At 70.8% G+C, this 23,643-nt stretch carries 24 protein-coding genes; 7 read left to right on the top strand and 17 right to left on the bottom strand.

The features are described from left to right. Positions 1–97: 97 nt before the first annotated feature. The 6 genes from SSMG_RS47540 to SSMG_RS04910 form a co-directional block, all read right to left on the bottom strand. On the bottom strand, positions 98–508 hold the full coding sequence (locus SSMG_RS47540; protein WP_353611792.1) for a YbaB/EbfC family nucleoid-associated protein: 411 nt from the start codon (positions 506–508) through the stop codon (positions 98–100). 65 nt (positions 509–573) lie between these two features. After that, positions 574–951 (bottom strand): YbaB/EbfC family DNA-binding protein, encoded by a 378-nt coding sequence (locus SSMG_RS04930; protein WP_199785801.1) that lies wholly within the window; start codon positions 949–951, stop codon positions 574–576. 3 nt (positions 952–954) lie between these two features. After that, a complete protein-coding gene (locus SSMG_RS04925) occupies positions 955–2,070 on the bottom strand; it encodes a C40 family peptidase (RefSeq protein ID WP_009073354.1) in 1,116 nt (371 codons plus the stop codon). Further along, a complete protein-coding gene (locus SSMG_RS04920; RefSeq protein WP_009073352.1) occupies positions 2,067–2,381 on the bottom strand; it encodes a hypothetical protein in 315 nt (104 codons plus the stop codon). The genes SSMG_RS04925 and SSMG_RS04920 overlap by 4 nt, the downstream gene beginning before the upstream one ends. Positions 2,382–2,459: 78 nt before the next feature. Continuing rightward, the gene (locus SSMG_RS04915; protein WP_009073350.1) at positions 2,460–3,260 is read right to left on the bottom strand and encodes a thioredoxin domain-containing protein; all 801 of its coding nucleotides are present in this window, start codon (positions 3,258–3,260) and stop codon (positions 2,460–2,462) included. Between the two features lie 5 nt (positions 3,261–3,265). After that, a complete protein-coding gene (locus SSMG_RS04910) occupies positions 3,266–3,808 on the bottom strand; it encodes a MauE/DoxX family redox-associated membrane protein (protein WP_286156932.1) in 543 nt (180 codons plus the stop codon). Positions 3,809–3,873: 65 nt separating this feature from the next. Here SSMG_RS04910 and SSMG_RS04905 point away from each other — a divergent pair, with 65 nt between their 5' ends. The 4 genes from SSMG_RS04905 (at position 3,874) to SSMG_RS04890 (ending at position 8,868) form a co-directional block, all read left to right on the top strand. Next, positions 3,874–4,704 carry a glutamate ABC transporter substrate-binding protein gene (locus SSMG_RS04905; RefSeq protein WP_009073346.1) on the top strand — a complete coding sequence of 277 codons (831 nt, stop codon included), beginning with the start codon at positions 3,874–3,876 and terminating at the stop codon, positions 4,702–4,704. After that, positions 4,701–7,121 carry an ATP-dependent helicase HrpB gene (hrpB, locus tag SSMG_RS04900; protein WP_009073345.1) on the top strand — a complete coding sequence of 807 codons (2,421 nt, stop codon included), beginning with the start codon at positions 4,701–4,703 and terminating at the stop codon, positions 7,119–7,121. Before SSMG_RS04905 ends, hrpB begins: the two co-directional genes overlap by 4 nt. A 77-nt stretch (positions 7,122–7,198) precedes the next feature. Next, on the top strand, positions 7,199–8,113 hold the full coding sequence (locus SSMG_RS04895) for an ATP-binding cassette domain-containing protein (RefSeq protein ID WP_009073343.1): 915 nt from the start codon (positions 7,199–7,201) through the stop codon (positions 8,111–8,113). Next, complete coding sequence (locus tag SSMG_RS04890; RefSeq protein ID WP_009073342.1) at positions 8,110–8,868, top strand: ABC transporter permease; 759 nt, start codon at positions 8,110–8,112, stop codon at positions 8,866–8,868. The genes SSMG_RS04895 and SSMG_RS04890 overlap by 4 nt, the downstream gene beginning before the upstream one ends. Here the strand turns inward: SSMG_RS04890 and SSMG_RS04885 are convergent, their stop codons facing one another. Next, a complete protein-coding gene (locus tag SSMG_RS04885) occupies positions 8,869–9,420 on the bottom strand; it encodes a TetR/AcrR family transcriptional regulator (RefSeq protein ID WP_037712588.1) in 552 nt (183 codons plus the stop codon). Between the two features lie 51 nt (positions 9,421–9,471). Here SSMG_RS04885 and SSMG_RS04880 point away from each other — a divergent pair, with 51 nt between their 5' ends. Beyond that, on the top strand, positions 9,472–10,611 hold the full coding sequence (locus tag SSMG_RS04880) for an FAD-dependent monooxygenase (protein WP_009073340.1): 1,140 nt from the start codon (positions 9,472–9,474) through the stop codon (positions 10,609–10,611). Here the strand turns inward: SSMG_RS04880 and SSMG_RS04875 are convergent. Beyond that, positions 10,583–11,230 carry a response regulator transcription factor gene (locus tag SSMG_RS04875; protein WP_009073336.1) on the bottom strand — a complete coding sequence of 216 codons (648 nt, stop codon included), beginning with the start codon at positions 11,228–11,230 and terminating at the stop codon, positions 10,583–10,585. The two genes, SSMG_RS04880 and SSMG_RS04875, sit on opposite strands and share 29 nt — an antisense overlap. Further along, positions 11,227–12,774, bottom strand: a complete 1,548-nt coding sequence (locus SSMG_RS04870) for a sensor histidine kinase (protein WP_037712586.1) — start codon at positions 12,772–12,774, stop codon at positions 11,227–11,229. Before SSMG_RS04870 ends, SSMG_RS04875 begins: the two co-directional genes overlap by 4 nt. 81 nt (positions 12,775–12,855) lie before the next feature. Between SSMG_RS04870 and SSMG_RS44610 the strand changes: the two genes are divergently transcribed. Together SSMG_RS44610 and SSMG_RS04860 are read left to right on the top strand one after the other, a co-directional pair. Next, positions 12,856–13,065: a hypothetical protein gene (locus tag SSMG_RS44610; RefSeq protein ID WP_037355092.1), complete on the top strand. Its 210-nt coding sequence runs from the start codon at positions 12,856–12,858 to the stop codon at positions 13,063–13,065. Then, positions 13,062–13,790 (top strand): hypothetical protein, encoded by a 729-nt coding sequence (locus SSMG_RS04860; RefSeq protein WP_009073332.1) that lies wholly within the window; start codon positions 13,062–13,064, stop codon positions 13,788–13,790. The genes SSMG_RS44610 and SSMG_RS04860 overlap by 4 nt, the downstream gene beginning before the upstream one ends. On the opposite strand, the gene SSMG_RS04855 is transcribed toward SSMG_RS04860, so the two are convergent. The 8 genes from SSMG_RS04855 to hutH form a co-directional block, all read right to left on the bottom strand. Next, positions 13,787–14,008, bottom strand: a complete 222-nt coding sequence (locus SSMG_RS04855) for a hypothetical protein (protein WP_009073330.1) — start codon at positions 14,006–14,008, stop codon at positions 13,787–13,789. The two genes, SSMG_RS04860 and SSMG_RS04855, sit on opposite strands and share 4 nt — an antisense overlap. Positions 14,009–14,019: 11 nt before the next feature. Continuing rightward, complete coding sequence (locus SSMG_RS04850) at positions 14,020–15,150, bottom strand: inorganic phosphate transporter (protein ID WP_009073329.1); 1,131 nt, start codon at positions 15,148–15,150, stop codon at positions 14,020–14,022. A gap of 237 nt (positions 15,151–15,387) precedes the next feature. Further along, positions 15,388–16,578, bottom strand: coding sequence for an NAD(P)/FAD-dependent oxidoreductase (locus tag SSMG_RS04845; RefSeq protein WP_009073327.1), 1,191 nt, complete (start codon positions 16,576–16,578; stop codon positions 15,388–15,390). A gap of 183 nt (positions 16,579–16,761) precedes the next feature. Continuing rightward, complete coding sequence (hutI, locus tag SSMG_RS04840; RefSeq protein ID WP_009073325.1) at positions 16,762–17,907, bottom strand: imidazolonepropionase; 1,146 nt, start codon at positions 17,905–17,907, stop codon at positions 16,762–16,764. Then, the gene (locus SSMG_RS04835) at positions 17,895–19,199 is read right to left on the bottom strand and encodes a formimidoylglutamate deiminase (protein ID WP_009073323.1); all 1,305 of its coding nucleotides are present in this window, start codon (positions 19,197–19,199) and stop codon (positions 17,895–17,897) included. The genes hutI and SSMG_RS04835 overlap by 13 nt, the downstream gene beginning before the upstream one ends. Beyond that, a complete protein-coding gene (locus SSMG_RS04830; RefSeq protein WP_009073321.1) occupies positions 19,196–20,392 on the bottom strand; it encodes an allantoate amidohydrolase in 1,197 nt (398 codons plus the stop codon). The genes SSMG_RS04835 and SSMG_RS04830 overlap by 4 nt, the downstream gene beginning before the upstream one ends. Beyond that, complete coding sequence (hutU, locus tag SSMG_RS04825; protein WP_009073319.1) at positions 20,389–22,050, bottom strand: urocanate hydratase; 1,662 nt, start codon at positions 22,048–22,050, stop codon at positions 20,389–20,391. Before hutU ends, SSMG_RS04830 begins: the two co-directional genes overlap by 4 nt. Before the next feature lie 3 nt (positions 22,051–22,053). Then, positions 22,054–23,580 (bottom strand): histidine ammonia-lyase, encoded by a 1,527-nt coding sequence (gene hutH / locus SSMG_RS04820; RefSeq protein ID WP_009073318.1) that lies wholly within the window; start codon positions 23,578–23,580, stop codon positions 22,054–22,056. Positions 23,581–23,643 lie beyond the last annotated feature (63 nt).

Raw genomic sequence — 23,643 nt, 5'->3', positions numbered from 1 at the left:
AGCACCCCAGCGCCGTAGTCAAAAAAAAAATCGGGGTGCCCAACCAACCACGAAAAACGGCAATGTCGCCCGCCAGGGCGACGAGCCGCCCAAGAACTCACCGATCCGACCGCAAAGAAGCCGGATCAAACGTTTCCCACTCCTCCACACCAGCCGAAGCCGAAGCAGGAGCAGAAGCACCCCGCCTCTCCGCCCGCAACCGCTGAAACTCCTCCACAGTCATCCCAGGATCATCCTCAGCCGAACGAGCCGGAGCCGCCTTCCCAGACAACGCCTCCACCAGCAACCCAGTCTCCTCCCCCAACAACAACCCCACCCGGTTGTAGCAATCCTGCTCAGCCTCAGCCATAGCCACCCGAACCACCTCAAGCACCAAAGCCGAAACCCGCGAAGGATCCCAACCCATCAGGGACGGAGCAAGCCACGACCGCTTCAACGCCCCCAACGCATCCACGGTCACCTCAACCGACCCATCGACCGCATGAGCCGACCCCCGAGCCTCCCCCATCACCGCGGCCACCTGCCCCAACGCCGCCTCGCGCGACCGAGCCAGCTCGATCAGCTCCGAAGTCCTCACCACGTCACCGGCTCTTCGTCATAGAAATCCGGATCATCCTCAGCCAACGGCTCATACCCCAACGCGGCCACCGCCTCCGCCCCCAGCACCGGCGCCAACACCTGATGCATCCGATCCCCAGCCCGCCGCTCAGCCCGCCGCGACAGCTCCACAATCTGCGAAGCCACCGCGTCCGACCCACCACGCAACGCGGCCCGCGTCAACGTCAGCCCGGTCAGCAACCCACCCGGCGCGACCTCCACGGACACCCCGCCAGCAGCAGCCTTCCCCACCACCGGCCCAGCCCGCTCGAACCGCGCAGCAGCCGCCTCCCCGGTCCGGGAAGCCTCCTCCATCACCCGCGCCACCGCGTGATCCATGTCGAACTCAGCCACCACTCACCCCGTCGGCCGGTAGAACCCGATGAACTGCTGCCCGGCGTTGGTCGTCCGGATCTTGCTGATCTGCACCGGATCCCCGGCCTCGACCATCTGCCCGTCGCCGATCACCATCGCGACGTGCCCGGACCACACCACCAAATCCCCGGGCAGCAACTGGTCGATCGAAGGCACCTCAGCCCCGACCGTCTGCTGCTTCGCCGTCCGCGGCAACTGCAACCCAGCGTCCTGATAGGACGTCATGGTCAACCCGCTGCAGTCGAGCCCCTGCCCGCGCGCGGTCCCGCCCCACACATACGGCACGCCCAGCTGAGACAACGCCGCCCGAACCGCCTTGGCCGCGGTTTCGTTCGGTGCCATCACGGTTTTCCCGCCCGGCAGGTTGATCCCGACGCCACTGCCCGGCTGCGGCGGAACAGCGACCGGCAGCCGAGGCTTCCCGGCATACCCGCCGCCACCTCCGCCACCGCCGCCGCTGTCGCCGCCGCCACCGCCGTGGCTGACGTGCGCGCCGTTGTTGTTGAACGCCTGCGGCACCGAAGTCGTGGCACTGCTCGCGGACGTCGATTCCGACCCGCCGAGCCGCTGCCCCAACCCGGTCAGCTTCCCGAGCGTCTCCTCGGTGAACGTGGCCGCCTGCCCGGTCAACTGCCCGATCTTCGTCTGCAGCTGCAAAAGAATCTGCCGCGCCGCGGCCGCTCGGCTCTCCGGCGGCTGGATCCCGTTGACCGCCGCCAGCGCCTTCATCGAGGACGCGATCTCCCGCAGGATCTCGTCCCGCACCTGGTCGTGGCGGATCTCGCCGACGTGCAGCGTCTCCGCGGCTTCCGCGACCGCCCGCTCGATTTCCGCGCTCTCGTCGAGAAGGTCCTGGACCTCCTTCTCCAGATCCTTCGACGTCTGGACCGCCCGCTCCGAGGTCGCCCCGGAACTGGCCTGGGCCAGATTCACCCGCTGCGCGCCCGCGTGCTGATTGGCCTGGCCGACGGACGTCTGCAGCGCGACATGTCCGTCGCGCGCGCCGTTGATCGCCGCCGGATCGTGCTTCAGCTTCGCGGCGAACTGATTGGTGGTGTCCAGTCCGTTGCGGACCAGATGATCGACTGGAGCGTTCACGAAAGCCTGCGCATCGCGTCGCCGTGTTCCTGCTCGACCGCGGCGTAATTGCCCTGCGTGCGCCGAGCGGCCTCGCCGACGTCGCGCCAGCCGCCGCCGAGGGCGTGCATCCGTTCCTGCAACGCCCGCATCCGCGCGCCGTACGCGCCGGCGAAGCCGGATTCGTCGCCGATCGCGGAGAACCCGTCGCCGGACAGCGTCACGTGCGGGCCGATGTGCGCCTTCGCCGCGGAACGCACCTCGTCGCCGAGTGGGTCGACCTGCTTCGCGTAGTTCTCGTACGCGCCGTCGTCGACATGAAAACCGGACACAACCCGCCCCTCCCCTGAGCCCTGCGGCCCAGGTTAGCGGACGAGTTGTGCCCGGACAGGCGAAATGACCGGATCAGGTCAGCCGTTGAGGATCTTCGACAGCCAGTCGCCCTGCGCCGGAACGGCCTTGCCGTCGACCGCGACCGTCGGCGTGCCGAAGCCGATCTGGCCGTTGCCGAAGTCCTGCTGCAGCTTCGGGTCGTTCTGGATCTGCTGGAACGCGGCCTGCAGCTGCTGATCGTAGGCGCCGCTGTTGACCGCCTGCGCGAACTTCGGGTCGCTGATCCCGAGGTCCTGGCCGAGCTTGATCAGCTGGGCCTTGTCGTACCCGCGGCCGCCCTCCGGCGGCTGGTTCTTGAACAGCGCGTCGTGGAACGCGGTGAACTTCTGCTGGTCGGCGGCGGCGAGCGCGGCGTTGGCCGAGTCGAGCGAGTAGCCCGGCGGGTCCGAGTTCTTGTTGAGCAGGATGACCATGTGGTAGCGCACGGAGAGCTGGCCGTCGTTGATCGCCTTCTCCATCCGCGCCCCGAAGTCCTGCTGCAGCTTCGCGCAGTACGGGCACAGGAAGTCCGCGTACAGGTCCATGGTCTTCGGCGCGCCCGGCTTGCCGACCGTCACCACGGCCCCGTCGCGCTTCTCGACCACGCCCGGCCCGAGCGCCGAGGTCGTGCTCGGCTGGATCGCGCTGTCCTGCGTGGCGTTCTTGCTCGAGTTGATCCAGAGCACGCCGCCGATCACGAGCGCGGCGACCACCACGACGGCGACCACGACCGCGATGATCTTGTTCCGGTCGCTGTTCGAGCCCCGCGCCTGGGCGACCGACCTCGCGGCCGCCGCCTGCTGACGGCTTTTCCGCGCGTTGCGCGCAGCTCCACCCACTGTTCCTAATTCCCTTCCGCGATGCCCTTGGGGTAGTCGTCCGAGGCCCCGCCCGAGTTCCCGGCGTTCCTGCCCTTGCCCCAGCCGAGCCAGCCGTCGACCGAAAGCCACGTGCGCGGCCGGACGAGCAACCACACCGCGAGCAGGGCGAAACCGGTGTCGCGCAGGATCTCCTGCGGGTACTCGGTCTTCCCGGCGTCCACGCGCCCGCCGCCGCCGAAGCAGCCGCAGTCGATGCTCAGCCCGCGCGCCCACGACTGCGCGATGCCCGCGACGAGCACTGCCAGCAGCAGGAGCGAAGCAGCCGCGACCCAGCGCGTGGCCAGCCCGGCTAGCAGCAGCAGCCCGAGCACCAGCTCCAGCAGCGGCAGCCCGGTGGCGACCGGGCGCACCAGCGCGTGCGGGAGCACGTCGTAAGCCTGCACGGCGATGTACGTCTGCCCCGGATCGGCGATCTTCAGGCCGCCGGACACGAGCCACACGGCAGCCAGCCCGAGCCGGGCGAGCGTGCCGATGGTGTCGAGTACAGGTTGGGGCAGTCGGCGCACGCGCTTAGGCTAGCCGTCTGACCTGAGAACCATGTGAGCAGCCAACCGGCGAAGCGGAGGCACCGATGCGGATTCGCGCACTGGTTGCCGCACTGTTTCTGCTGGTCAGCTGCGTCTCCTGCGGTTCGTCGACGGTATCCAAGGACGATCCGCTTCCCACCCGGGCGCGTGACGGCAACCACCTGACGATCGGAATCCGGTTCGACGCGCCCGGCCTTTCGCAGCGAACCGTCGACGGCAGGCTCGCCGGTTTCGACGTCGACGTCGCCACTTTCGTCGCGCGCGAACTGGGGGTCGAACCGGACCGCATCACCTGGCACGAGACCACCCCGGCCCGCCGCGAAACGGACCTCACCTCGGGCGCGGTCGACCTGGTCGTGGCCACCTATTCGATCACCGACAAGCGGAAGCAGCGGGTGAGCTTCGCCGGACCGTACTTCGTCACCGGCCAGGACCTGCTGGTGCGGCTCACCTCGCCGGACATCACCGGTCCGGAAAGCCTCAACGGCAAACGGCTCTGCTCGGTCACCGGCTCGACGCCCGCGCAGATGGTGAAGGACAAGTTCGCGCAGATGGTGAAGCTGGTCGAGTACCCGCGGTACCCCGACTGCGTCACCGCGCTGCTGGCCAACCAGGTCGACGCGGTGACCACGGACGCGGTGATCCTCGCCGGGTACGCCGCGCAGAACCCGGAGCTGCTGAAGGTGGTCGGCCGCCCGTTCTCCGCCGAGCGGTACGGCATCGGCCTGCGCAAGGGCGACACCGAGGGCCAGCACGCGGTGGACGACGCGATCCGGAAGATGGTGTCGACCGGGGCCTGGCGGAAGTCGCTGGAGGCGAACATCGGGCCGTCGAACTACCCGTTGCCGAATCCACCGGAGATCACCGAGCAGTGACCGACTTAGCCTCGCTGCCGGACCTGCCCGTCCGCGCGGTGCTGCCGTCCGTGCTGAGCGCGCTCGACGACCACGGCGCCGCGGTGCTCGTCGCCCCGCCCGGCACCGGCAAGACGACGCTCGTGCCGCTCGCGCTGAACCGCGGCGAGGGACGCGTCGTGGTCGCCGAACCGCGCCGGCTCGCTGCCCGGGCCGCCGCCGGGCGGATGGCCGCGCTGCTGGGCGAACCGGTCGGCGAGACGGTCGGGTACGCCGTGCGCGGCGACCGGAAGGTCTCGTCGCGCACGCGGATCGAGGTGGTCACGTCGGGGCTGCTGGTGCGCCGCGTGCAGCACGATCCCGAACTGGCCGGGGTGTCGACGGTCCTGCTGGACGAATGCCATGAACGCCATCTCGACGCTGATCTGCTGCTCGCCTTGCTCCTCGACGTCCGCGCCGGATTGCGCGACGACCTGCGGCTGCTCGCGACCTCGGCGACAGTCGCGTCCGGACGGCTGGCCGCACTGCTCGGCGACGCTCCGGTGATCACCGCGCACGCCCGCACGTACCCGGTCGAGCTGAGTTATCGCGCTCCGGTGCGCGGGGAACGTCCGGAAGCCGCGGTCGCCTCGGCAGTCCGGAAAGCGCTGTCCGAAGGAGATGGTGATGTGCTCGCGTTCCTCCCGGGCGCCGGGGAGATCGCGCGTACGTCGGCGTTGCTGAGTTCGCTGGACGCGGACGTACTCCCGCTGCACGGACGGCTTTCCGCTGCCCGGCAGGACGAAGCCTTGCGGCCCCGCGACCGGCGCCGGGTAGTTCTGGCGACCGCCGTCGCCGAGTCGAGCCTGACTGTGCCCGGCGTCCGCGCGGTCGTGGACTCGGGTCTCGCGCGCGTCCCGCGGGTGGACCATCGACGCGGTCTCGCCGGGCTCGCCACGGTGCGGGTTTCGGCCGCGGTGGCGGAACAACGCGCTGGTCGCGCGGGCCGGGAAGCGCCGGGCCGCGCGTACCGGTGCTGGCCGGAGCACGAGCAAGCGACGCTGCCCGCGTATCCGGAGCCGGAAATCCGCACCGCCGAACTGGCGCGGTTCGCACTGGAACTCGCCTGCTGGTCGACGCCGGACGGGACCGGCCTCGCCTGGTGGGATCCGCCCGGCGAAGGCGCGCTGGCCGCCGCGCGAAGCCTGCTCGTCACGCTCGGCGCGACCACCGCCGACGGTGCGGTCACGCCGCGCGGACAAAAGATGGCCGACCTCGGTCTGCATCCCCGGCTGGCGCGCGCGTTGCTGGACGGGGCTGAGGCCGTCGGTGCCCGAGCCGCCGCAGAAGTCGTTGCGCTGCTTGACACCGGAGCGACGCTGACCGACGTCGAAGCCGAACTGCGCCGGCTCCGTTCCGCGCACGACGACGCCGCCCGTCGCTGGCAGCGGGACGCGAAACGGCTGGCCGCTCTGGTTAATTCGCCAGCGAAAGCAGACCCGGACCCCGCGCTCGTCGTCGCTCTCGCGCACCCGGAACGTCTGGCGCGGCGGCGCGCGGGATCGGCCCCGGTGTACCTGATGGCCAGCGGCACCGCAGCCGAACTGCCGAGCGGCAGCGGGTTGGGCGACGCCGAATGGCTGGCCGTCGCCGAAGCCACCCGCGACCCGGGCCGGGTGCACGGGACCATCCGCCTCGCCGCGACCGCCGACGAAACACTGGCCGTCCGAGCCGCGCCGACCCTGGTGTCCGAAGTGGACGAAGTGCGTTGGGACGGCGAGGTCGTCGCCCGACACGTCCGCCGCCTGGGCGCGATCGTGCTGTCGGAAAAGCCGCTGCGCAATCCAGACCCGCAACTGGTCCACGACGCGGTGGTCGCCGGGCTCCGCGCCGAAGGCCTCGGTTTGCTGCGCTGGAGCCAAGACGGCACCCGCCTCCGCGAACGCCTGGCGTTTCTGCATCGCGTCCTGGGCGAACCGTGGCCGTCCGTGGCCGACGAATCACTGCTGTCCGATGTGGACAGCTGGCTGGACCTCTCGAGGGTCCGCCGCCGAGCCGATCTGGCGAACGTCGACGCCGGATCCGCCCTGCGCGGCTTGCTCCCCTGGCCCGAAGCCGCGCGGCTCGACGAACTCGCGCCGGACCGGCTCGAAGTCCCGTCCGGTTCGCACTACCGCGTGGACTACCAGGGGGACCAGCCGGTGCTCGCGGTGAAATTGCAGGAGACGTTCGGCTGGACCGAGACGCCGTCGCTCGCCGACGGCCGCGTGCCGGTGGTACTGCACCTGCTCTCGCCCGCCGGCCGCCCGGCCGCGGTCACCGCCGATCTCGAATCGTTCTGGCGCACCGGATACGCCGCCGTCCGCGCCGACCTGCGGGGACGCTATCCGAAACACCCGTGGCCGGAGGACCCGGCGACCGCCAAACCGACCCGGCACACCACCCGCCGGTCGCGCTGACCCCTGCCGAAAGTCGGGGTCGGCCCGGGACGGTCGGCTGATGTCCGCGCACCCCGCCCGGGCGCAGACTTCGCTCTATGATCACGTTTCGCGGATTGACGAAGCGCTACGGCCAGAAAACCGTGGTCAACGGCCTCACCTCGGTCCTCGAGCCGGGCACGGTGACCGGGTTCCTCGGCCCGAACGGCGCGGGCAAGTCCACCACCATGCGGATGACCGTCGGACTCGACCGGCCGGACTCCGGCGACGCGCTGATCCGCGGCAAACCGTATGCGGAACTGCGATTTCCGCTGCGGGAAGTCGGCGCGCTGCTGGATGCGAAAGCCGTGCATCCCGGCCGCAGCGCGGGCAAGCATCTGCTCGCGATGGCGCGCAGCAACGGAATCGCCGCGAGCCGCGTCGAGGAGGTGCTCGCGACGGTCGGGCTGAGCGACGTCGCGGGCAAGCGCACCGGGACGTTCTCGCTCGGCATGAGCCAGCGGCTCGGCATCGCCGGCGCGCTGCTCGGCGACCCGGGCGTGCTGATGTTCGACGAGCCGGTCAACGGCCTCGACCCGGACGGCGTCCGCTGGGTGCGGCAGCTGATGCGTTCGCTCGCTTCCGAAGGACGCACGGTGTTCGTGTCCAGCCACCTGATGAGCGAGATGCAGCTGACCGCGGACCGGCTGCTGGTCATCGGCAAGGGAGCGATCCTCGCCGACGCGGCGATCGGCGACTTCATCGCGGGCAACTCGAGCCGGTCGGTCGCGGTGCGCGTCCCGGATCCGGCTGAGCGCGCGAAACTCGCGGACTGGCTTCGGGCGAACGGCCGGTCGGTGCTGCCCGGCGAGGACCGCGAACTGCTCGTGGACGAGGCGAGCGCGGCCGAGATCGGGGACCTGGCTTACGAACTGGGCGTCCGGCTGCACGGGCTTGCCGAGCGGACCGCTTCGCTGGAGCAGGCGTACATGGAACTGACGGCCGGATCGGTGGAATACGGGGTTACGGCATGACGAAGCTGGCGATCGCGGCGGAGTGGACGAAGTTCTGGTCGGTGCGGGCGACGTGGCTCTCGTTGTCCGGCGGGATACTGCTGATGGCGTTCTACTCGGTCGTTTCGGGGATTTCCCAGCACGCGGGCAGCGAACGGCAGCAGACCGCGCACGGCATCGTCAACTCCGGCGCGATCTATCTGGTCGAGTTCTGCGTGCTCGCGGTCGCGACGCTGTTCGTGACCAGCGAGTACACCAGCGGGTCGATTCGCTCGACGCTGCAATGGGTCCCGGTGCGGGCCCGGCTCGCCGCCGCCAAGGCCGCGGTACTGGTGCCGGTGCTGTTCGGGTACGGCGTGCTGGTCGCCGCGCTGGGCATGGGGGTCGCTTCGGTGCTGATGCGTGGGGCTGGGGGTCCCACGTCACTGGCGCAGGGAGCGAGCACCGCGGTCGGCATGGGAGCGTATTTCGCCCTGCTCGGCGTGCTGTGCCTGGGGATTTCGTTCGTGCTGCGCAGTGCGGCGGGCACGTTGGTGGTGGTGATCGTGCTGCTGCTGCCGTTGCCGATGCTGATGTCGTCGTACGTGTTTCCCGGCGCGATGGACTATTTCCCGGCCTTCGCGGGGATGAACGCGATGGTGCCGCCGGGCGACGTGAACCCGCTGCTCGGCGGCCTGCCGCCCTACGGACCGTGGATCGGCGTGCTGGTCTGCCTCGTCTGGGCGGTCGTGGGAATCGGCGCCGGGACCGCGCTGCTGAACCGCCGCGACGCCTGATCAGGCGTCCGGCAGGCCCAATCCGGCGAGCACGGCACGGGCTCCGGCCACCAGTTCGGCTTCGGTCGGCGGGTGGACGGAGCCCGTGCCCGCCAGCGCGTCGAAGATCGACCCGTCGAGCCACCCGATGAGCACCCGGGTGTGCTCCTCCGGAGTCGGAGAGCCAGCCGCGGCAAGCACTTCCGCGCACCGGCGGCGCAATTCCAGCCCGCCCGCGTCGTATCGAGGGCGCAACTCCGGCCGTCGGACCGACTCGAGGGCGAATTCGTAGCGCGCGAGCATCCTGGTCCGGCCGGCGGTGATCGAGCGGTGCACCACCGCGCCCAGGAACTCCGCGAGTTTCCCTTCCGGCGGCTCGACCTCGGCCTCGTCCAGCGCGACCATCCGGTCCGCGGCCAGCTCCAGCAACGCGAGGCGGGTCCGCGCGTAGTACGACGTCGAGCCCGCGGGCAGCCCGGCGGCCCGGTCGACGGCGCGGTGAGTCAGCCCGCGCATGCCTTCGGCCGCGATCACCTCGATGGCCGCGTCGCCGAGCACAGCTCTCCGTTCCACCCCCGGAACACTACAGGTGTAGAGTCCTCTACAAACGTAGAGGAGGTCGGCATGGCTACGCGAAGCGCGGTCGTGGTCGGGGGCGGCATCGGAGGACTGGCTGCGGCGATCGGGTTGCATCGGGTCGGCTGGGAGGTCACGGTGCTCGAACGGGCCCCGGAGTTGACCGCCATCGGCGCGGGGATCTCGTTGTGGCCCAACGCGCAGCGAGCGCTGGCCGAACTGGGCGTCGAGCCGCGGCTCTCGGCCCAGCGCGGCGGCGGCCTGGTCGACCGGCGCGGGCACCGGCTGGCCAACTGGGACGCGGACCTCTTCGTGCGCAACCACGGCTTGCCGCTGGGCGCGATCCACCGGGCGAACTTGATCGAAGCTCTGCGGTCAGCGTTGCCGGACGGATGCCTGAAGACCGGGGTCGAGGTGACCAGCGTCGAGCAGAACGGCGTGGTACACCACGGTTCCGGTTCGATCGAGGCGGACTTGATCGTGGCAGCCGACGGAATCAACAGCCCGATCCGGCAGACGCTTTTCCCGGCCGCGCGCGTGGAGTACAGCGGCGGTGCGGCCTTCCGCGGGATCGCCAAACTGCCGCTGAAGCCTGCTTTGAGCACGACGTGGGCAGCGGGGATCGAAGTCGGCCTCCTGCCGCTGCTGGACGACGAGGTGTACTGGTGGGTCTCCGAAGCCCGCCCGGCCGGGATCCGGCACGACGACGTCCGCGCTTACCTGCGCGAGAAATACGGACGCTGGCGCGAACCGATTCCGCAGCTGATCGACGCCACGCCGGAAATCCTGCTGCACGACACGTATCACCTGGCCACGCCGCTGCCCACCTACGTCCGCGGCCGCATCGCGCTTCTCGGGGACTCCGCGCACGCGATGCCGCCGTTCCTCGGACAAGGCGGTTGCCAGGCACTGGAGGACGCGGTGGTGCTGGCCTCGCGCCTCCAGAAGTCCACAGTGGACGAAGCACTCCGCCGTTACGACGCGGAACGCCGCCCGCGCACGCAGAAAGTCGCGAAGTCGTCGATCCAAGCCGGTGCCAGCGGCCCGCTTCTCCGCAATCCGGCGTTGGTCGCGCTGCGGGCAGCTTTCACGCGGCTGCTGCCCGCGGCAGTCACCACTCGCGTCGGAGCGAACATCAGCCGCTGGCAACCGCCGAGGCTCACACCAGTCCCGCTTCAAAAGCCGTGATCGCGGCCTGCACCCGGTTCCGCACGTCCAACCGGGTCAGGATCGTGCTCACGTGCGCCTTCACCGTGCCCTCCACCACGAACATCCGCGCCGCGATGTCCGCATTGGACAGTCCTTCGGCCAGCAGCACCAGCACTTCCCGTTCGCGGTTCGTCAAGACACTCACCCGCTCGCGGGCGGTCGCGGCCCGGCTGAACCGGTTGCCGGACAAGCGCGTGATCACCCGGTGCGCGACCTTCGGCGACAGGAACGCCGCGCCGTCGGCGACCGCGTGCACCCCGGCGAGCAGTTCGCGCGGATCTCCCGCCTTGAGCAGGAATCCGCTCGCGCCGAGGCCGAGCGCGCGTTCGATGTACTCGTCCTCCCCGAACGTCGTCAGCATGAGCACACCGGTGTCCGGCACCAGCTTGCGGATCTCCTCCGCCGCGGCGAGGCCGTCCAGACCGGGCATGCGGATGTCGAGCAGCGCGACGTCCGGCCGGTTCGCCCGGGCCAGTTCGACCGCCTCGCGTCCGTCCGCGGCCTCGGCCACCACCTCGATGTCCTTGTCCGAGGCCAGGATCGCGGCCACGCCCGCGCGGATCATCGCTTCGTCATCGGCCAGCAGCACGCGGATCACGGTTCGTCCTCACTGTACAGATCCTTGCTCGCCACTCGACCGTCCACAAAGCACAGTCGATAGACGGCATAGTTGAAGTTGAGCCAGCTCCGGCCTGCCCCGTAGTACTCGCAGGTGCTCCCGGAAGGCTGCGGCGGCACGTTGATCGCGGGCAACGTCGTGCGCTGGCGAGCGGGCAGCAGCGGTTCGACCGCCGAACGCGGCGTGCCGAGCTGGATCCGCTCGTACGAGTCCGGCGGCAGCTCCGACGACGACCACTGCACCAGGAACGTCACCCCGGCCCCGCCGAGCACCACCCCGAACAACGCCAGCGGCACCACGATCGCCTGCACCAGACTCGACCGGACGGCGCGCCGGGCGCGTTCCAGCTCGCGCGCGGCCTGCCCGATCCCGTCGTCGTCCGGCTCGGGCACGGGAGCCGAATCGTGCGGCAAGCACGCCGCCACCTCGAACCCGCCGTTCGCCGGGCCCGCGGTCAGGCTCCCGCCGACCAGCCGCACCCGCTCGTGCAGGCCGATCAACCCCCGTTTGCCGGACCGGCCGGGCAGCGGTCCGGCGGGCGGCGGCGCGTTCTGGACCCGGACGGCCGTCGCCTCTCCGCTGCTGGTCACGACCACTGTGACCGCCGCGCCGGGCGCGTACTTCGCCGCGTTCGTGAGCCCTTCCTGCACTACGCGGTAGACCGCCCGGGCGACCATCGGCGGCGCGCCGTCCAGGTTGTCGATCCGCGCGCCGATCTCGATCCCGGACGCCCGCGCGCGATCGATCAGCTCGCCCAGGTCGCCCTGCACCGGTTCGACCGGCGCGGCGTCCTCGCGCAGCACCCCGATGATCTCGCGCAGCCGTTCCGTCGCCGTCGCCGCGCCCGCCCGGAGCTGTCCGGCGGCCTCGCGTTGCTTGTCGCCAAGCTCGCGGTCGACTTCCAACGCCGCCGCGCGCACCGCGATCAGGCTCAGTTCGTGGCCGAGCGAATCGTGCATGTCGCTGGCGATCCGGGCCCGCTCCCGCAGCCGCGCTTCCTGCGCGACCAGCCGGTGCCTGCTCTCCATCTCTTCCGCGCGCCGCCACCCGTCCTGCGCGAGTTCGCGCCGCAGCCGCACGTGCCGCCCGAGCAGGCACGGCGCGACCCCGGCGAACGCCAGCGTGCCGAGCACCGCGCCCCACGCGTCGAAGCTCGACGTCGGCAGCATGGCCAGCGGAATCCCGGCCACCGCGATGGCGAAAAAGCAGATCATCGCGGCCCGGGCCCTGGCCAGCCGCAGCCCGGCCAGGTAGGAGATCACGACGATCAGGAAGAACTCCCACACCGCCACCCGGCCGCCCCAGCCGAACGCGATGACGAGCGCCGTCGCCATCGCCACCGCCAGGGCGAACGCCGGATACACGCGGGTCGTCGCCATCGCCACGGTGACCGACGCCAGTCCGTAGGCGAGTTCCCAGCCGTGCGCGCTGTTCGACGCGTCGAGCACGACGAACCCGCACAACGCGGCCCAGAGCAGCACGTCGAACGCCACCCGCCAGCGGATGCGCGTCGCCTCCTTCATTCCACTGACGCTACAAGGGCCGCCCGATTCGTCACCACTGCCGAAAGTCAAGGGCGGGATCGTGCGGCATGATGGGTCACCATGGCTGAACGCACCCTGGCCGAACAGCTCGGCGCACCCCTGCCGGACGGCATCGAATCCCTGCCTGAGCAGCACAAACAGGATTTGGCGGCGGCGTTGCGGGACGCCCGGCACCGGCAAGCCCAGGCGCTCGCCCGCGCGGGTGAGGAAAGCCTGAAGTACGTGCCGGCGCTGCTGCGCGGCGCGGTGCGGAAAGCGGTCGGCCTGTGAACCCGGAAATCCTCAAGCTCGCCCGGGTGCTGGACGTCGACCCGGCCCGCCTCGACTACCTCGCCGACGTCGACCAGGGCGAGGTGCGGCTGCTGCGCGAGCAGATGACGACCACGTTGTTCGACGCGAACCTCGTCGTGCTGGAGCGGATGGCGCTGGCGAGCAGACTGCTGCCGGCCGGGGTGACCGCGAAGATCGCGGAGAAGGTGTTCGGCCCGCTGCTGTGCGCGCGGATCGCCGGGCTGGTCGATGTATCGCGCGGGGTCGACGTCGCGAAACGGCTGTCGCCGAAATTCCTCGCCTCGGTCGCCGCGGAACTGGACCCGCGACGCGCCACCTCGATCATCACGCGCATTCCGGTGCAGACGGTCGTCGCGGTCGCCGAGGACCTGACCCGCCGCGAGGACTGGATCACGCTGGGCCGGTTCGTCGGCCACCTGCCGGACGACACGGTCCGCCGCTGCGTCGGCCTGCTGGACGACGCCGGTCTGCTGCGCACCGCGTACGTGCTGGACGACCGCAGCCGAATCGACCACATGCTCAGCCTGCTCGGCGACGACCGCCTGCCGGCGCTGGTCCGCACGGCCGCGGCGGACGAATCGCTGTGGGCGCCGGCGTTGGACGTGCTTGCCCACCTGAACGAAGCCCGCCGAGCGACGGTGCGACCGCTGCTCGACGAGCTTCCGGAGGAACTGCGAACCCGCGCGGAGGCGGCGCTCGGCTAGGCCACGATCAGGTAGATCCCGTAGCCGATCACCGCAGCGCAGACCGCGAAGCACACCACTGCGCCGGTCAGCTGCACCGTGCCGCTGCCGCCGTTCGCGCGGGCCGTCACGCGCTCCGACAGCCCGCGCACCCCGTATGCGAACAGCCCGGTCAGCACGACTGCCGCGGCCAGCGCTACCACGAACACGATGCCGAGAGCACCCCAGTTGATCGCCATGTCGTGCTCCCTCAGGCCGCGGCCGGGGCGGCCTCGGCGGCCTCCGGCTCGTTGTTGACGGTGGCCGGCGTGACCGGGTTGCGCCGCGACGCGAGCCAGATGCCCAGCGCGAGCAGCACTCCGACGCCGCCGACGAGGACGGTGCCCCAGCTTCCGCGCGTGGAGACCGCGGCGGCGACGGCCCCGACGATCGCCGCGGCGGGCAGCGTCAGCGCCCAGGCGATGACCATCTTGCCCGCGACGCCCCAGCGGACCTCGGCGAGTTTGCGGCCGAGCCCGGAGCCGATGATGCCGCCCGAGGTGACGTGCGTGGTCGACAGCGCGAAGCCGAGGTGCGACGAGGCCAGGATGACCGCCGCGGAACTCGTCTCGGCGGCGAACCCTTGCGGCGTCTGGATTTCGGTGAGCTTCTTGCCCATCGTCTGGATGATCCGCCAGCCGCCGAAGTAGGTGCCGAGCGCGATCGCCAGTCCGGAGGCGAGGATGACCCAGACCGGCGGGCTCGACCCCGGCGCGAGCGAACCGCCCGCGATCAGCGCGAGCGTGATGACGCCCATCGTCTTCTGCGCGTCGTTGGTGCCGTGCGCGAGCGAGACCAGGCTCGCCGACAGCACCTGGCCGGTCTTGAACCCCTTGCCGACCACGTCCTGCCGGGACTTGGCCGTGATCCGGTAGACGAGGAACGTGCCGACGATCGCGACGACGCCCGCCACCACCGGCGACGCGATCGCCGGGATCAGCACCTTTTCGACGACCTTCGCGAAGTGCACCGCGTCCGCGCCGGACGCGATCCAGGTCGCCCCGATCAGCCCGCCGAACAACGCGTGCGACGAACTCGACGGCAACCCGACCAGCCACGTCACGAGATTCCAGACGATGGCCCCGACCAATCCGGCGAAAATCACCACCGGCGTGACCTTGGTGTCGTCGACGATCCCGCCGGAAATGGTTTTCGCGACCTCGATCGAAAGAAAAGCGCCGACGAGATTCAGCACCGCGGAGATCGCGACCGCGACGCGGGGCTTCAGCGCACCGGTGGCGATGGAAGTGGCCATCGCGTTGGCCGTGTCGTGGAACCCGTTGGTGAAGTCGAAGGCCAGCGCCGCGACGATCACCACCAGGACGATGAGAGAAAAGTCCATGCCCGCTCTCCAGTCCGGAGTGTCCTGCGGGAGTGACGGTACCGACGCCGGCGGGGTCTCCAGATCCCTCAGCGAGTGGCCAGTAGTTGAACTCTGAATGAACTGAAGCTGGCCGGTGCCCCAGGTTTTCCGCCGTTCACCTGCTGGTCCTCTTTTATCGTTGCCCGCGCGCTCGCCGACCGCGCGCGGGACCGGACGCGGGGGCACGAACTCTGCCCCCGCGCACTTCCCGCGCCTTTATAGAACGGACATTTCCGGCAATGGGTTCTGCCCCAGGTGCCGCACCCCATTCGCAGCGGACTCGCGTACCGCGTCGAATCCGTACCGGCGCATTTCCGCCTCGTATTCCCCGATCGCGTCCAGTTCGCCGCCGCTGCGCAACGCGGCGGCGAGTGCGGCGCCGTCGCGCATCGCGGTGTTCGCTCCCGCTCCGGCGGCCGGGCTCATCGCGTGGATCGCGTCACCCACCAGCACCACCCGCGAAGGCGCCCACGGCCCGATCGGCACGCTGGTCCGGATCGATACGAGGAACGGCGAGTCCGGGAGCCAGCTTTCGACCATCCGGCGCACGCGCGGATGCCAGTCCGCGACCCGGTCGAGCACGAGTTTCTGCATGTCGTCGGCGGACAACGCGCGGAGTTCGTCGTCCGTCCGCCCGAAGATTTCCTGACGGGCACCGTAAGCGCAGGTCATGTACGGCTCGTCGGGGCTGAGCCGGACCTGCGGCGCGAGCCGCGCGCAGGCGGCGGTGATCTGCTCCGGGTAGTCGACCGGCGCGAAGCCGATCATCTGTTTCTCCGGCCCGGAAACGATGCTGAACACGGCGAACATCGCCGGATCGAACAGTTCCCGGGTCGCCGCGGTGAGCGGGATTTTCGCGTACAGCTGGCGCAATCCGGTGTCGACGACCTGAGCGTGCGGGAGATATTGGCGACGCACCGGCGAATTCACGCCGTCCGCGCCGACGAGAACCGCGCCGTGCGCCTGCGTGCCATCGGCGAAGTGCGCGACCACGCCGTTCTCGTGCTTTTCGTACCGCACGAACTCTTTGCCGAAGTGGACGTTGTCGAGGCCCTGGAACAGAATCTGCCGCAGCGTGAACCGGTTGACGTTGCGCTGGACCTCGCCGTCGTCCAGCACGAACTCGGTGCGCGGAGTCAGCTGGCTGTCGTAGATCGTAGTGGCGTTGCGCGGCCGTCCCGAGGTGGCCAGGAACAGCTCGTGCAGCCGCGGCGGGAGGACTTCCCGCAACGCCTGGTCGCCGCGGGAATCGATGTGCAGCCGGTAGCCCTGCCGGCGCGCGTCGAGCGCGGAATCTCGTTCGTAGACCTCGCACGGGATCCCGGCTTTGCGCAGCCCCTGCGCGAGACACAGCCCGCCGAGCCCGGCGCCGATCACGAGCACAGTATCGTTCGAGTTATTCGCCATCCGCGAAGTCCCTTCCGTACCAACGTTCTGGTTCGAGAGGGACGCACTGGGCTCGGCCCGCCTAAGCCGGGCGCTCGGAAACAGAGCGAATGGTTCGTCCGGCCTAACCCATACCGGACAATGGTCTTTCGCGCGTCCTGTTCCCTTTTACGGTAGCGCAGCCGCGGACTCGCTCGCCACCGATTAACGAAGCTTCGCTCCTTTCCGCCACACCGCGTGGGTCAACGGGACCCCGGGCCGATAAGCGAGATGCGTGGTGGACGGCGCGTCGAGCACGTGGACATCCGCGCGCGCACCCGGCCGCAGATACCCGACGTCCTCGCGCCGAAGCGCCCGCGCGCCACCGGCAGTCGCCGACCACACGGCTTCGTCCACCGTCATCCGCATTTGCAGCACGGCAGTCGTCACGCAGAACGCCATCGACGTGGTGTACGAACTGCCCGGGTTCGCGTTGCTCGCCAAGGCGACCGTCGCGCCAGCGTCGAGCAACCTCCGTACCGGAGCGAGCGATTGCCGCGTGGACAAATCGCACGCAGGCAACACCGTCGCGACCGTGTTGGACGACGCGAGCGCCTCGACATCGGCATCGCTCAGGTACGTGCAGTGGTCCACGCTCGCCGCGTCAAGTTCCACGGCCAGCCGCACGCCCGGACCCTCGCCGAGCTGATTGCCGTGCACCCGCAGCCCTAGCCCGCGCTCCGCCGCCGCCTTGAGCACCCGCGCCGACTGCGCCTCGTCGAACGCTCCGGTCTCGCAGAACACATCGGCCCACCGCACGTGCGGCGCGACCGCGTCGAGCATCTCGCCGCAGACCAAGTCCACATAGGACTCCGCATCCGCACCCGGCGGCACGAGGTGCGCCCCGAGGAAGGTCACCTCGTCCGCGACCTCGCCGGCAATCCGCGCCGACCTCGCTTCATCGGCGACAGTGAGGCCGTACCCAGTCTTCGTCTCCAGGCACGTGGTGCCCTGCGCAGCCGCTTCCTCGACATGTCGACGCAGATTCGCCGCCAGCTGCTCGTCCGAAGCCGCCCGCGTGGCGTCGACGGTGACCGCGATCCCGCCTGCCGCGTAAGCCTGTCCGGCCATCCGCGCTTCGAACTCGGCGGTGCGGTCGCCCGCGAAGACGAGGTGGGTGTGGCTGTCCACCCACCCGGGCAGCACCGCGCGGCCCTCGACGTCCACCCGCTCGTCGGCGTCTGGCGCCTGCGCGGCCGGTCCGGCCCACGCGACGGTCTCGCCGTCGAGCACCAGCGCGGCGTCGCGGAGCTTGCCCAGCTCCGGGTCGTTCGTGGTGAGCTCGCCGATTCCGGTGATCAGAACTGCCACAGCGCCTCGATCTCCTTGGCCAATACGGTTTCCGGTCGTTCGATCAGCACGTGCGCGCCGTCGCGCACCACTTCCCGTCCGGCCACCACCACGGTACGGACGTCCGCGGCCGCCGCGGCGAACAGCACGCCGGACGGTTCGATCCCGGCCGTGCGCACCGTGTCCGTCGCGACCGTGACCAGGTCCGCCCCCGCGCCAGCGGCGATAGTGCCGGTCTCCGGCCAGCCCGCGGAGATGTGCTCGGTCCCCGCGGCGAGCAGCTCTTCCGCGGTGAACCGGCCCCGTTCCTCGCTGGCGAGCCGGTCGTCCAGCTCCAGCGCCCGGGTCTCCTCGAACGCGTCGACCACCGCGTTGCTGTCGCTCCCGATGCCGAGCCGCACGCCCGCGTCGAGCAGGCTCCGGGCCGGGCCGATGCCGTCGCCGAGATCCCGTTCGGTGGTCGGGCAGAAGCACGCGCCGCTTCGGGATTCGCCCAGCCACTTGACGTCCTGCTCGGTCAGGTGCGTCGCGTGCACGGCGGTGAGCCGCTCGCCGAGCACGCCGTAATCCCAGAGCAGCCCGGTCGGTGTCCAGCGGTACGCGGCCTCGCACTGCTCGTTCTCCGCGCGTTGCTCGGAGAGGTGGATGTGCAGCGGCCGGTCTTTCGGCACCGCGTGGTCCACCTTCGGCAGCTCGTACTCCGGCACCGCACGCACCGAGTGGATCGCCCCGCCGATGCGGAACAAGTCGTCTTCCTTCAGCAGCGCCACGCGTTCCGCCCAGTTTTCGGCAGAACCGTCCGAGAACCGCTGCTGCACCTCGTCCGGCGGCACGCCGATGCCGCCCGCGAGATAGCAGGTGTCGAGCAGCGTCATCCGGATCCCGGCGTCCCGTGCGGCCTGCCGCAACGCGTCGCCCATCGCGTTCGGCGACGCGTACGGTGTGCCGCCCGGACCGTGGTGCAGGTAGTGGAACTCCGCGACGCTCGTGTACCCCGCCAGCACCATCTCCGCGTAGACGCCGCGCGCGAGCCGGTAGTACGAATCCGGATCGAGCCGGGCGGCGAGCGAGTACATCCGCTCGCGCCACGTCCAGAACGTGCCCCGCTCGTGGTGCGTCCGGCCCCGCAGCGCGCGGTGGAACGCGTGCGAGTGCCCGTTGGCGAACCCGGGCAGCGTCAGTCCATTGAGGATAGTCCCGGTCTTCTCCGCGTCGGCGGTCACCGAAACGATCCGGCCGTCGGCGATCTCGATCCGGACCGCCTCCGCGATCCCGTCGGGCAGCCAGGCCCGTTCGCACCAGTACGTGGTCATCTCGCGAGCCGCTCCAGCACCTCGGCCAGCGCCCGCGCCCCGGCCTCGACGTCGTCCGCCTCGGCGAATTCCTCCGGCGCGTGGCTGATCCCCGTCGGATTGCGGACGTACAGCATTCCGGACGGCACGAATCCCGCCAGGATCGCCGCGTCGTGCCCGGCACCGGTGGGCAGCTCGGGCGGATTGCCCAGCCATTCCCCCAGCGACCGCCGCAGCTCCTCGTCGAACACCACGTCGTCGGAGTACGACTCGCGCGTGACCGCCAGCTCGCACCCTTCTTCCTTGGCAGCCGCTTGCGCCGCCTGAGCGATCTCCTCGACCAGCTCCGGCGTCGAAGTGCCCGGCACCCGCGCGTCCAGCCACAGGTCCACAGTGGACGCGATCACGTTCGTGCCGCCCGGCGTGGGCACCAGCCGTCCGACAGTCGCCCGCGCGTCTGACCTCTCCCGCGCCAGCCGCCGCACCGCGACGACGGTCTCGGCGGCGGGCACCATCGGATCCACCCGGTCCGCGAGCAACGTCGCACCGGCGTGATTGCCTTGTCCGGCAAAGGAGAACCGCCACCGGCCGTGCGCGATCACCGTGTTCCCGACCGCCACTGGCGACCCGAGGTCGATCAGCCCCCTGCCCTGTTCGACGTGCAGTTCCAGGAACTGCCCGATCAGCCCGAGCCGCTCCGGGTCCGCGCCGACCCGGTCCACGTCCAGCCCGGACTTCGCCGCGGCCTCGGCGAACGTGACGCCGGACGGATCCCGCAGCGCCCGCGCCCGGTCCGCGTCGATCGTCCCGGTGAGCAGCCGCGAACCGAGACACGGCACGCCGAAGCGCCCGCCCTCCTCCTCGGCGAAGACCACCACCGCGAACGGCTTGTTCGGACGGAACCCCTTGGCTTGCAACGCTTCCACCGCCGCGAGCGCACTCACCACGCCGAGCGGCCCGTCGAACGCGCCGCCGCCCGGCACCGAGTCGAGATGGCTGCCGGTGACGACCGCGTCCGCGCCGGGAGCGCCCCACCACGCCCACAGGTTGCCGTTGCGGTCGGTCTCGACGTCGAGGCCCAGCTGCTGCGCCCGTTCGACGAACCAGGTGCGCAGGTCGTGCTCCGGCGCGTCGAACGCGTGCCGCGAGTAACCGCCGCGCCGGGCGTCGCGCCCGACGTCGGCGATCTCGCCGAGCAGTCCGGACGCGGTCACGCCTGCTCCCGCATCGGCACCCGCACGCCGCGCTCGTCGGCGACCTCGGCCGCGCGGTCGTACCCGGCGTCGACGTGCCGGATGACGCCCATGCCCGGGTCGTTCGTGAGCACCCGCTCCAGCTTCTGCGCGGCCAGCGGCGTGCCGTCCGCGACGCTCACCTGCCCGGCGTGGATGGACCGGCCCATGCCGACCCCGCCGCCGTGGTGGATGGACACCCAGCTCGCCCCGGACGAGGTGTTGACCAGCGCGTTGAGCAGCGGCCAGTCGGCGATCGCGTCGGAGCCGTCGGCCATGCCCTCGGTCTCGCGGTACGGCGAGGCGACGCTGCCCGAGTCGAGGTGGTCGCGGCCGATCACGACCGGGGCCTTCAGCTCGCCGCTGGCCACCATCTCGTTGAAGCGCAGGCCGGCCAGGTGCCGTTCGCCGTAGCCGAGCCAGCAGATCCGGGCGGGCAGGCCCTGGAACGCGACCCGCTCGCCGGCCATCTTGATCCAGCGGGCCAGCGATTCGTTCTCCGGGAACAGCTCGAGCATCGCGCGGTCGGTCGCGGCGATGTCCTCCGGGTCGCCGGACAGCGCGGCCCAGCGGAACGGCCCGTTGCCCTCGCAGAACAGCGGCCGGATGTAGGCGGGCACGAAGCCGGGGAAGTCGAACGCGCGCTCGCAGCCACCGAGTTTCGCCTCGCCGCGCAGGGAGTTGCCGTAGTCGAACACCTCGGCGCCGCGGTCGAGGAACCCGAGCATCGCGTCCACGTGGTCGGCCATCGACTCGCGAGCCCGGTCGGTGAACTCGTCCGGCTTCTTGGCCGCGTAGTCCTGCCAGTCGTCCACGCTGATGCCCTTGGGCAGGTAGGACAGCGGGTCGTGCGCCGACGTCTGGTCGGTGACGATGTCCACCTCGACGTCGCGGCGCAGCAGCTCCGGCAGCACCTCGGCGGCGTTGCCCACCACGCCGACCGACAGCGGCCGCCGCTCCTTCTTCGCCGCGGTGACCCGGCGGATCGCGTCGTCCAGGTCGTCGGCCACCTCGTCGAGGTACCGGTGCTCGACGCGGCGGTGCGCGCGCTGGGCGTCGACCTCGATGCACAGCGCCACGCCGTCGTTCATCGTGACCGCGAGCGGCTGCGCGCCGCCCATGCCGCCGAGCCCGGCGGTGACGGTGAGCGTGCCGCGCAGCGTTCCGCCGAACCGCTTCTTCGCCACCGCGGCGAACGTCTCGTAGGTGCCCTGCAGAATGCCTTGCGTGCCAATGTAAATCCACGAACCGGCGGTCATCTGGCCGTACATGGTGAGGCCCTGCTGCTCGAGCCGGCGGAACTCCGGCCACGTCGCCCAGTCGCCCACCAGGTTCGAGTTCGCGATCAGCACCCGCGGCGCCCATTCGTGCGTGCGGAACACGCCGACCGGCTTGCCGGACTGGACCAGCAGCGTCTCGTCCTGCTCCAGCGCGGTCAGCTCGCGGGTGATCGCGTCGAAGCTCGCCCAGTTGCGCGCGGCGCGGCCAGTGCCGCCGTAGACGACCAGGTCCTCCGGCCGCTCGGCGACCTCCGGGTCGAGGTTGTTGTGGAACATCCGCAGCGCGGCCTCGGTCTGCCAGTTCTTCGCGGTCAGCGAGGTGCCGCGGGCGGCGCGGACGGTACGGGCGGTGCTAGTCATTGCTCAGGCCTCCAGTTCGGCCGCGGCCAGGACAGCGCCCGACCGCACGAGTTCTTCGGCGGCCGCGATCTCGGGCGCCAGGTGACGGTCGGGGCCGGGACCCTCGACCTTGGTGCGCAGCAGGTCCCGGACGCGTCCGGTGACCGGCGAGGGCTGCAGCGGCGCGCGGAAATCGAGCGCGCGGGCCGCGGTGAGCAGTTCGACGGCAAGCACGGTGGTCAGGCCGTCGACCGCCTTGCGCAGCTTGCGCGCGGCGGACCAGCCCATGGAGACGTGGTCCTCCTGCATCGCGCTGCTCGGGATCGAATCGACCGAGGCGGGCACCGCGAGCCGCTTCAGCTCGCTGACCACGGCGGCCTGCGTGTACTGCGCGATCATGTGCCCGGAGTCGACGCCGGGGTCGTGCGCGAGGAACGGCGGCAGCCCGTGCGACCGCGCCTGGTCCAGCATCCGGTCGGTGCGGCGTTCGGCGATGCTCGCCACGTCCGCCACCGGCACCGCGAGGAAGTCGAGCACGTACGCGACCGGCGCGCCGTGGAAGTTGCCGTTCGACTCGACCCGGCCGTCGGCCAGCACCACCGGGTTGTCCACCGCGGACTGCAGTTCCCGGTCCGCGACCAGTTCCGCGTGCGTCAGCGTGTCCCGCGCGGCGCCGTGCACCTGCGGCGCGCACCGCAGCGAGTACGCGTCCTGCACGCGGTTGCAGTCCGGACCGCGGTGGCTTTCCACGATCTTCGACCCCTGCAGCGCCGCGAACATCCGCGCCGCGCTGGTCGCCTGCCCGGGATGCGGGCGCAGCGCCTGCAGGTCGGCGGCGAACGCGCGGTCGGTGCCCAGCAGCGCCTCGACGCTCATCGCCGCGGTGAGGTCCGCGACGTCCAGCAGCCGATGCAGGTCGGCGGCGGCGAGCAGCAGCATGCCGAGCATGCCGTCGGTGCCGTTGGTGAGCGCGAGGCCTTCCTTCTCGGCCAGCACGACCGGGGTGATCCCGGCCGCTCGCAACGCGTCCGCGGCGGGCTTCCGCTCGCCCGCGTGGAACACCTCGCCCTCGCCCATCAACGCCAGCGCGACCGCGGCCAGCGGCGCGAGGTCGCCGGAGCAGCCGAGCGAGCCGTACTCGTGCACGACCGGCGTGATGTCCGCGTTGAGCAGCGCCGCAAGCGTTTGCGCCGTCTGCGGGCGGACGCCGGTGTAGCCGCTGGCCAGCGTGCGCAGGCGCAGCAGCATCAGCGCGCGCACCACCTCCGGCTCCACCGCGGGCCCGGCGCCCGCGGCGTGCGAGCGGATCAGGCTGCGCTGCAGCGCGGTGCGGCTCTCGACCGGGATGTGGCGCGTGGCGAGCGCGCCGAACCCGGTCGAGACCCCGTAAGTCGGCGACGTGGCGTCGGCGAGGTCTTCGATGTGCTGGCGAGTGGCGGCGAGGTTCTTCTCGACCGTCTCGGCGAGCCCGACGTGCGCGTGCCCGCGGACGATGTCGACGACCTGCGCCGCGGTCATCGGCTTCGAGCTCAGGAGGACTGGTTCCGGCATGCCGCCATTGCACCTCCCGGCGGGCCCCGGCGACAGGGCGGAGTTCGCGGTAGTGTCTGGTAT

Origin of the sequence: Streptomyces sp. AA4, assembly GCF_000158875.1 — a bacterium.
In the GTDB taxonomy this organism is placed as follows: domain Bacteria; phylum Actinomycetota; class Actinomycetes; order Mycobacteriales; family Pseudonocardiaceae; genus Amycolatopsis.
The sequence above is the reverse complement of the archived record's forward strand: the minus strand, read 5'-3'. Positions and strand labels throughout refer to the sequence as shown.

What these genes read in the sequence shown, in the direction of transcription:
- SSMG_RS04870 (WP_037712586.1), bottom strand. Translation starts at nt 12,774, where the DNA reads ATGAAGGAGGCGACGCGCATCCGCTGGCGGGTGGCGTTCGACGTGCTG.
- SSMG_RS04905 (WP_009073346.1), top strand. Translation starts at nt 3,874, where the DNA reads ATGCGGATTCGCGCACTGGTTGCCGCACTGTTTCTGCTGGTCAGCTGC.
- hutU (WP_009073319.1), bottom strand. Translation starts at nt 22,050, where the DNA reads ATGACTAGCACCGCCCGTACCGTCCGCGCCGCCCGCGGCACCTCGCTG.
- SSMG_RS04835 (WP_009073323.1), bottom strand. Translation starts at nt 19,199, where the DNA reads ATGACCACGTACTGGTGCGAACGGGCCTGGCTGCCCGACGGGATCGCG.
- SSMG_RS04850 (WP_009073329.1), bottom strand. Translation starts at nt 15,150, where the DNA reads ATGGACTTTTCTCTCATCGTCCTGGTGGTGATCGTCGCGGCGCTGGCC.
- SSMG_RS04895 (WP_009073343.1), top strand. Translation starts at nt 7,199, where the DNA reads ATGATCACGTTTCGCGGATTGACGAAGCGCTACGGCCAGAAAACCGTG.
- SSMG_RS47540 (WP_353611792.1), bottom strand. Translation starts at nt 508, where the DNA reads ATGGGGGAGGCTCGGGGGTCGGCTCATGCGGTCGATGGGTCGGTTGAG.
- SSMG_RS04890 (WP_009073342.1), top strand. Translation starts at nt 8,110, where the DNA reads ATGACGAAGCTGGCGATCGCGGCGGAGTGGACGAAGTTCTGGTCGGTG.
- SSMG_RS44610 (WP_037355092.1), top strand. Translation starts at nt 12,856, where the DNA reads ATGGCTGAACGCACCCTGGCCGAACAGCTCGGCGCACCCCTGCCGGAC.
- SSMG_RS04845 (WP_009073327.1), bottom strand. Translation starts at nt 16,578, where the DNA reads ATGGCGAATAACTCGAACGATACTGTGCTCGTGATCGGCGCCGGGCTC.
- hutH (WP_009073318.1), bottom strand. Translation starts at nt 23,580, where the DNA reads ATGCCGGAACCAGTCCTCCTGAGCTCGAAGCCGATGACCGCGGCGCAG.
- SSMG_RS04855 (WP_009073330.1), bottom strand. Translation starts at nt 14,008, where the DNA reads ATGGCGATCAACTGGGGTGCTCTCGGCATCGTGTTCGTGGTAGCGCTG.
- SSMG_RS04880 (WP_009073340.1), top strand. Translation starts at nt 9,472, where the DNA reads ATGGCTACGCGAAGCGCGGTCGTGGTCGGGGGCGGCATCGGAGGACTG.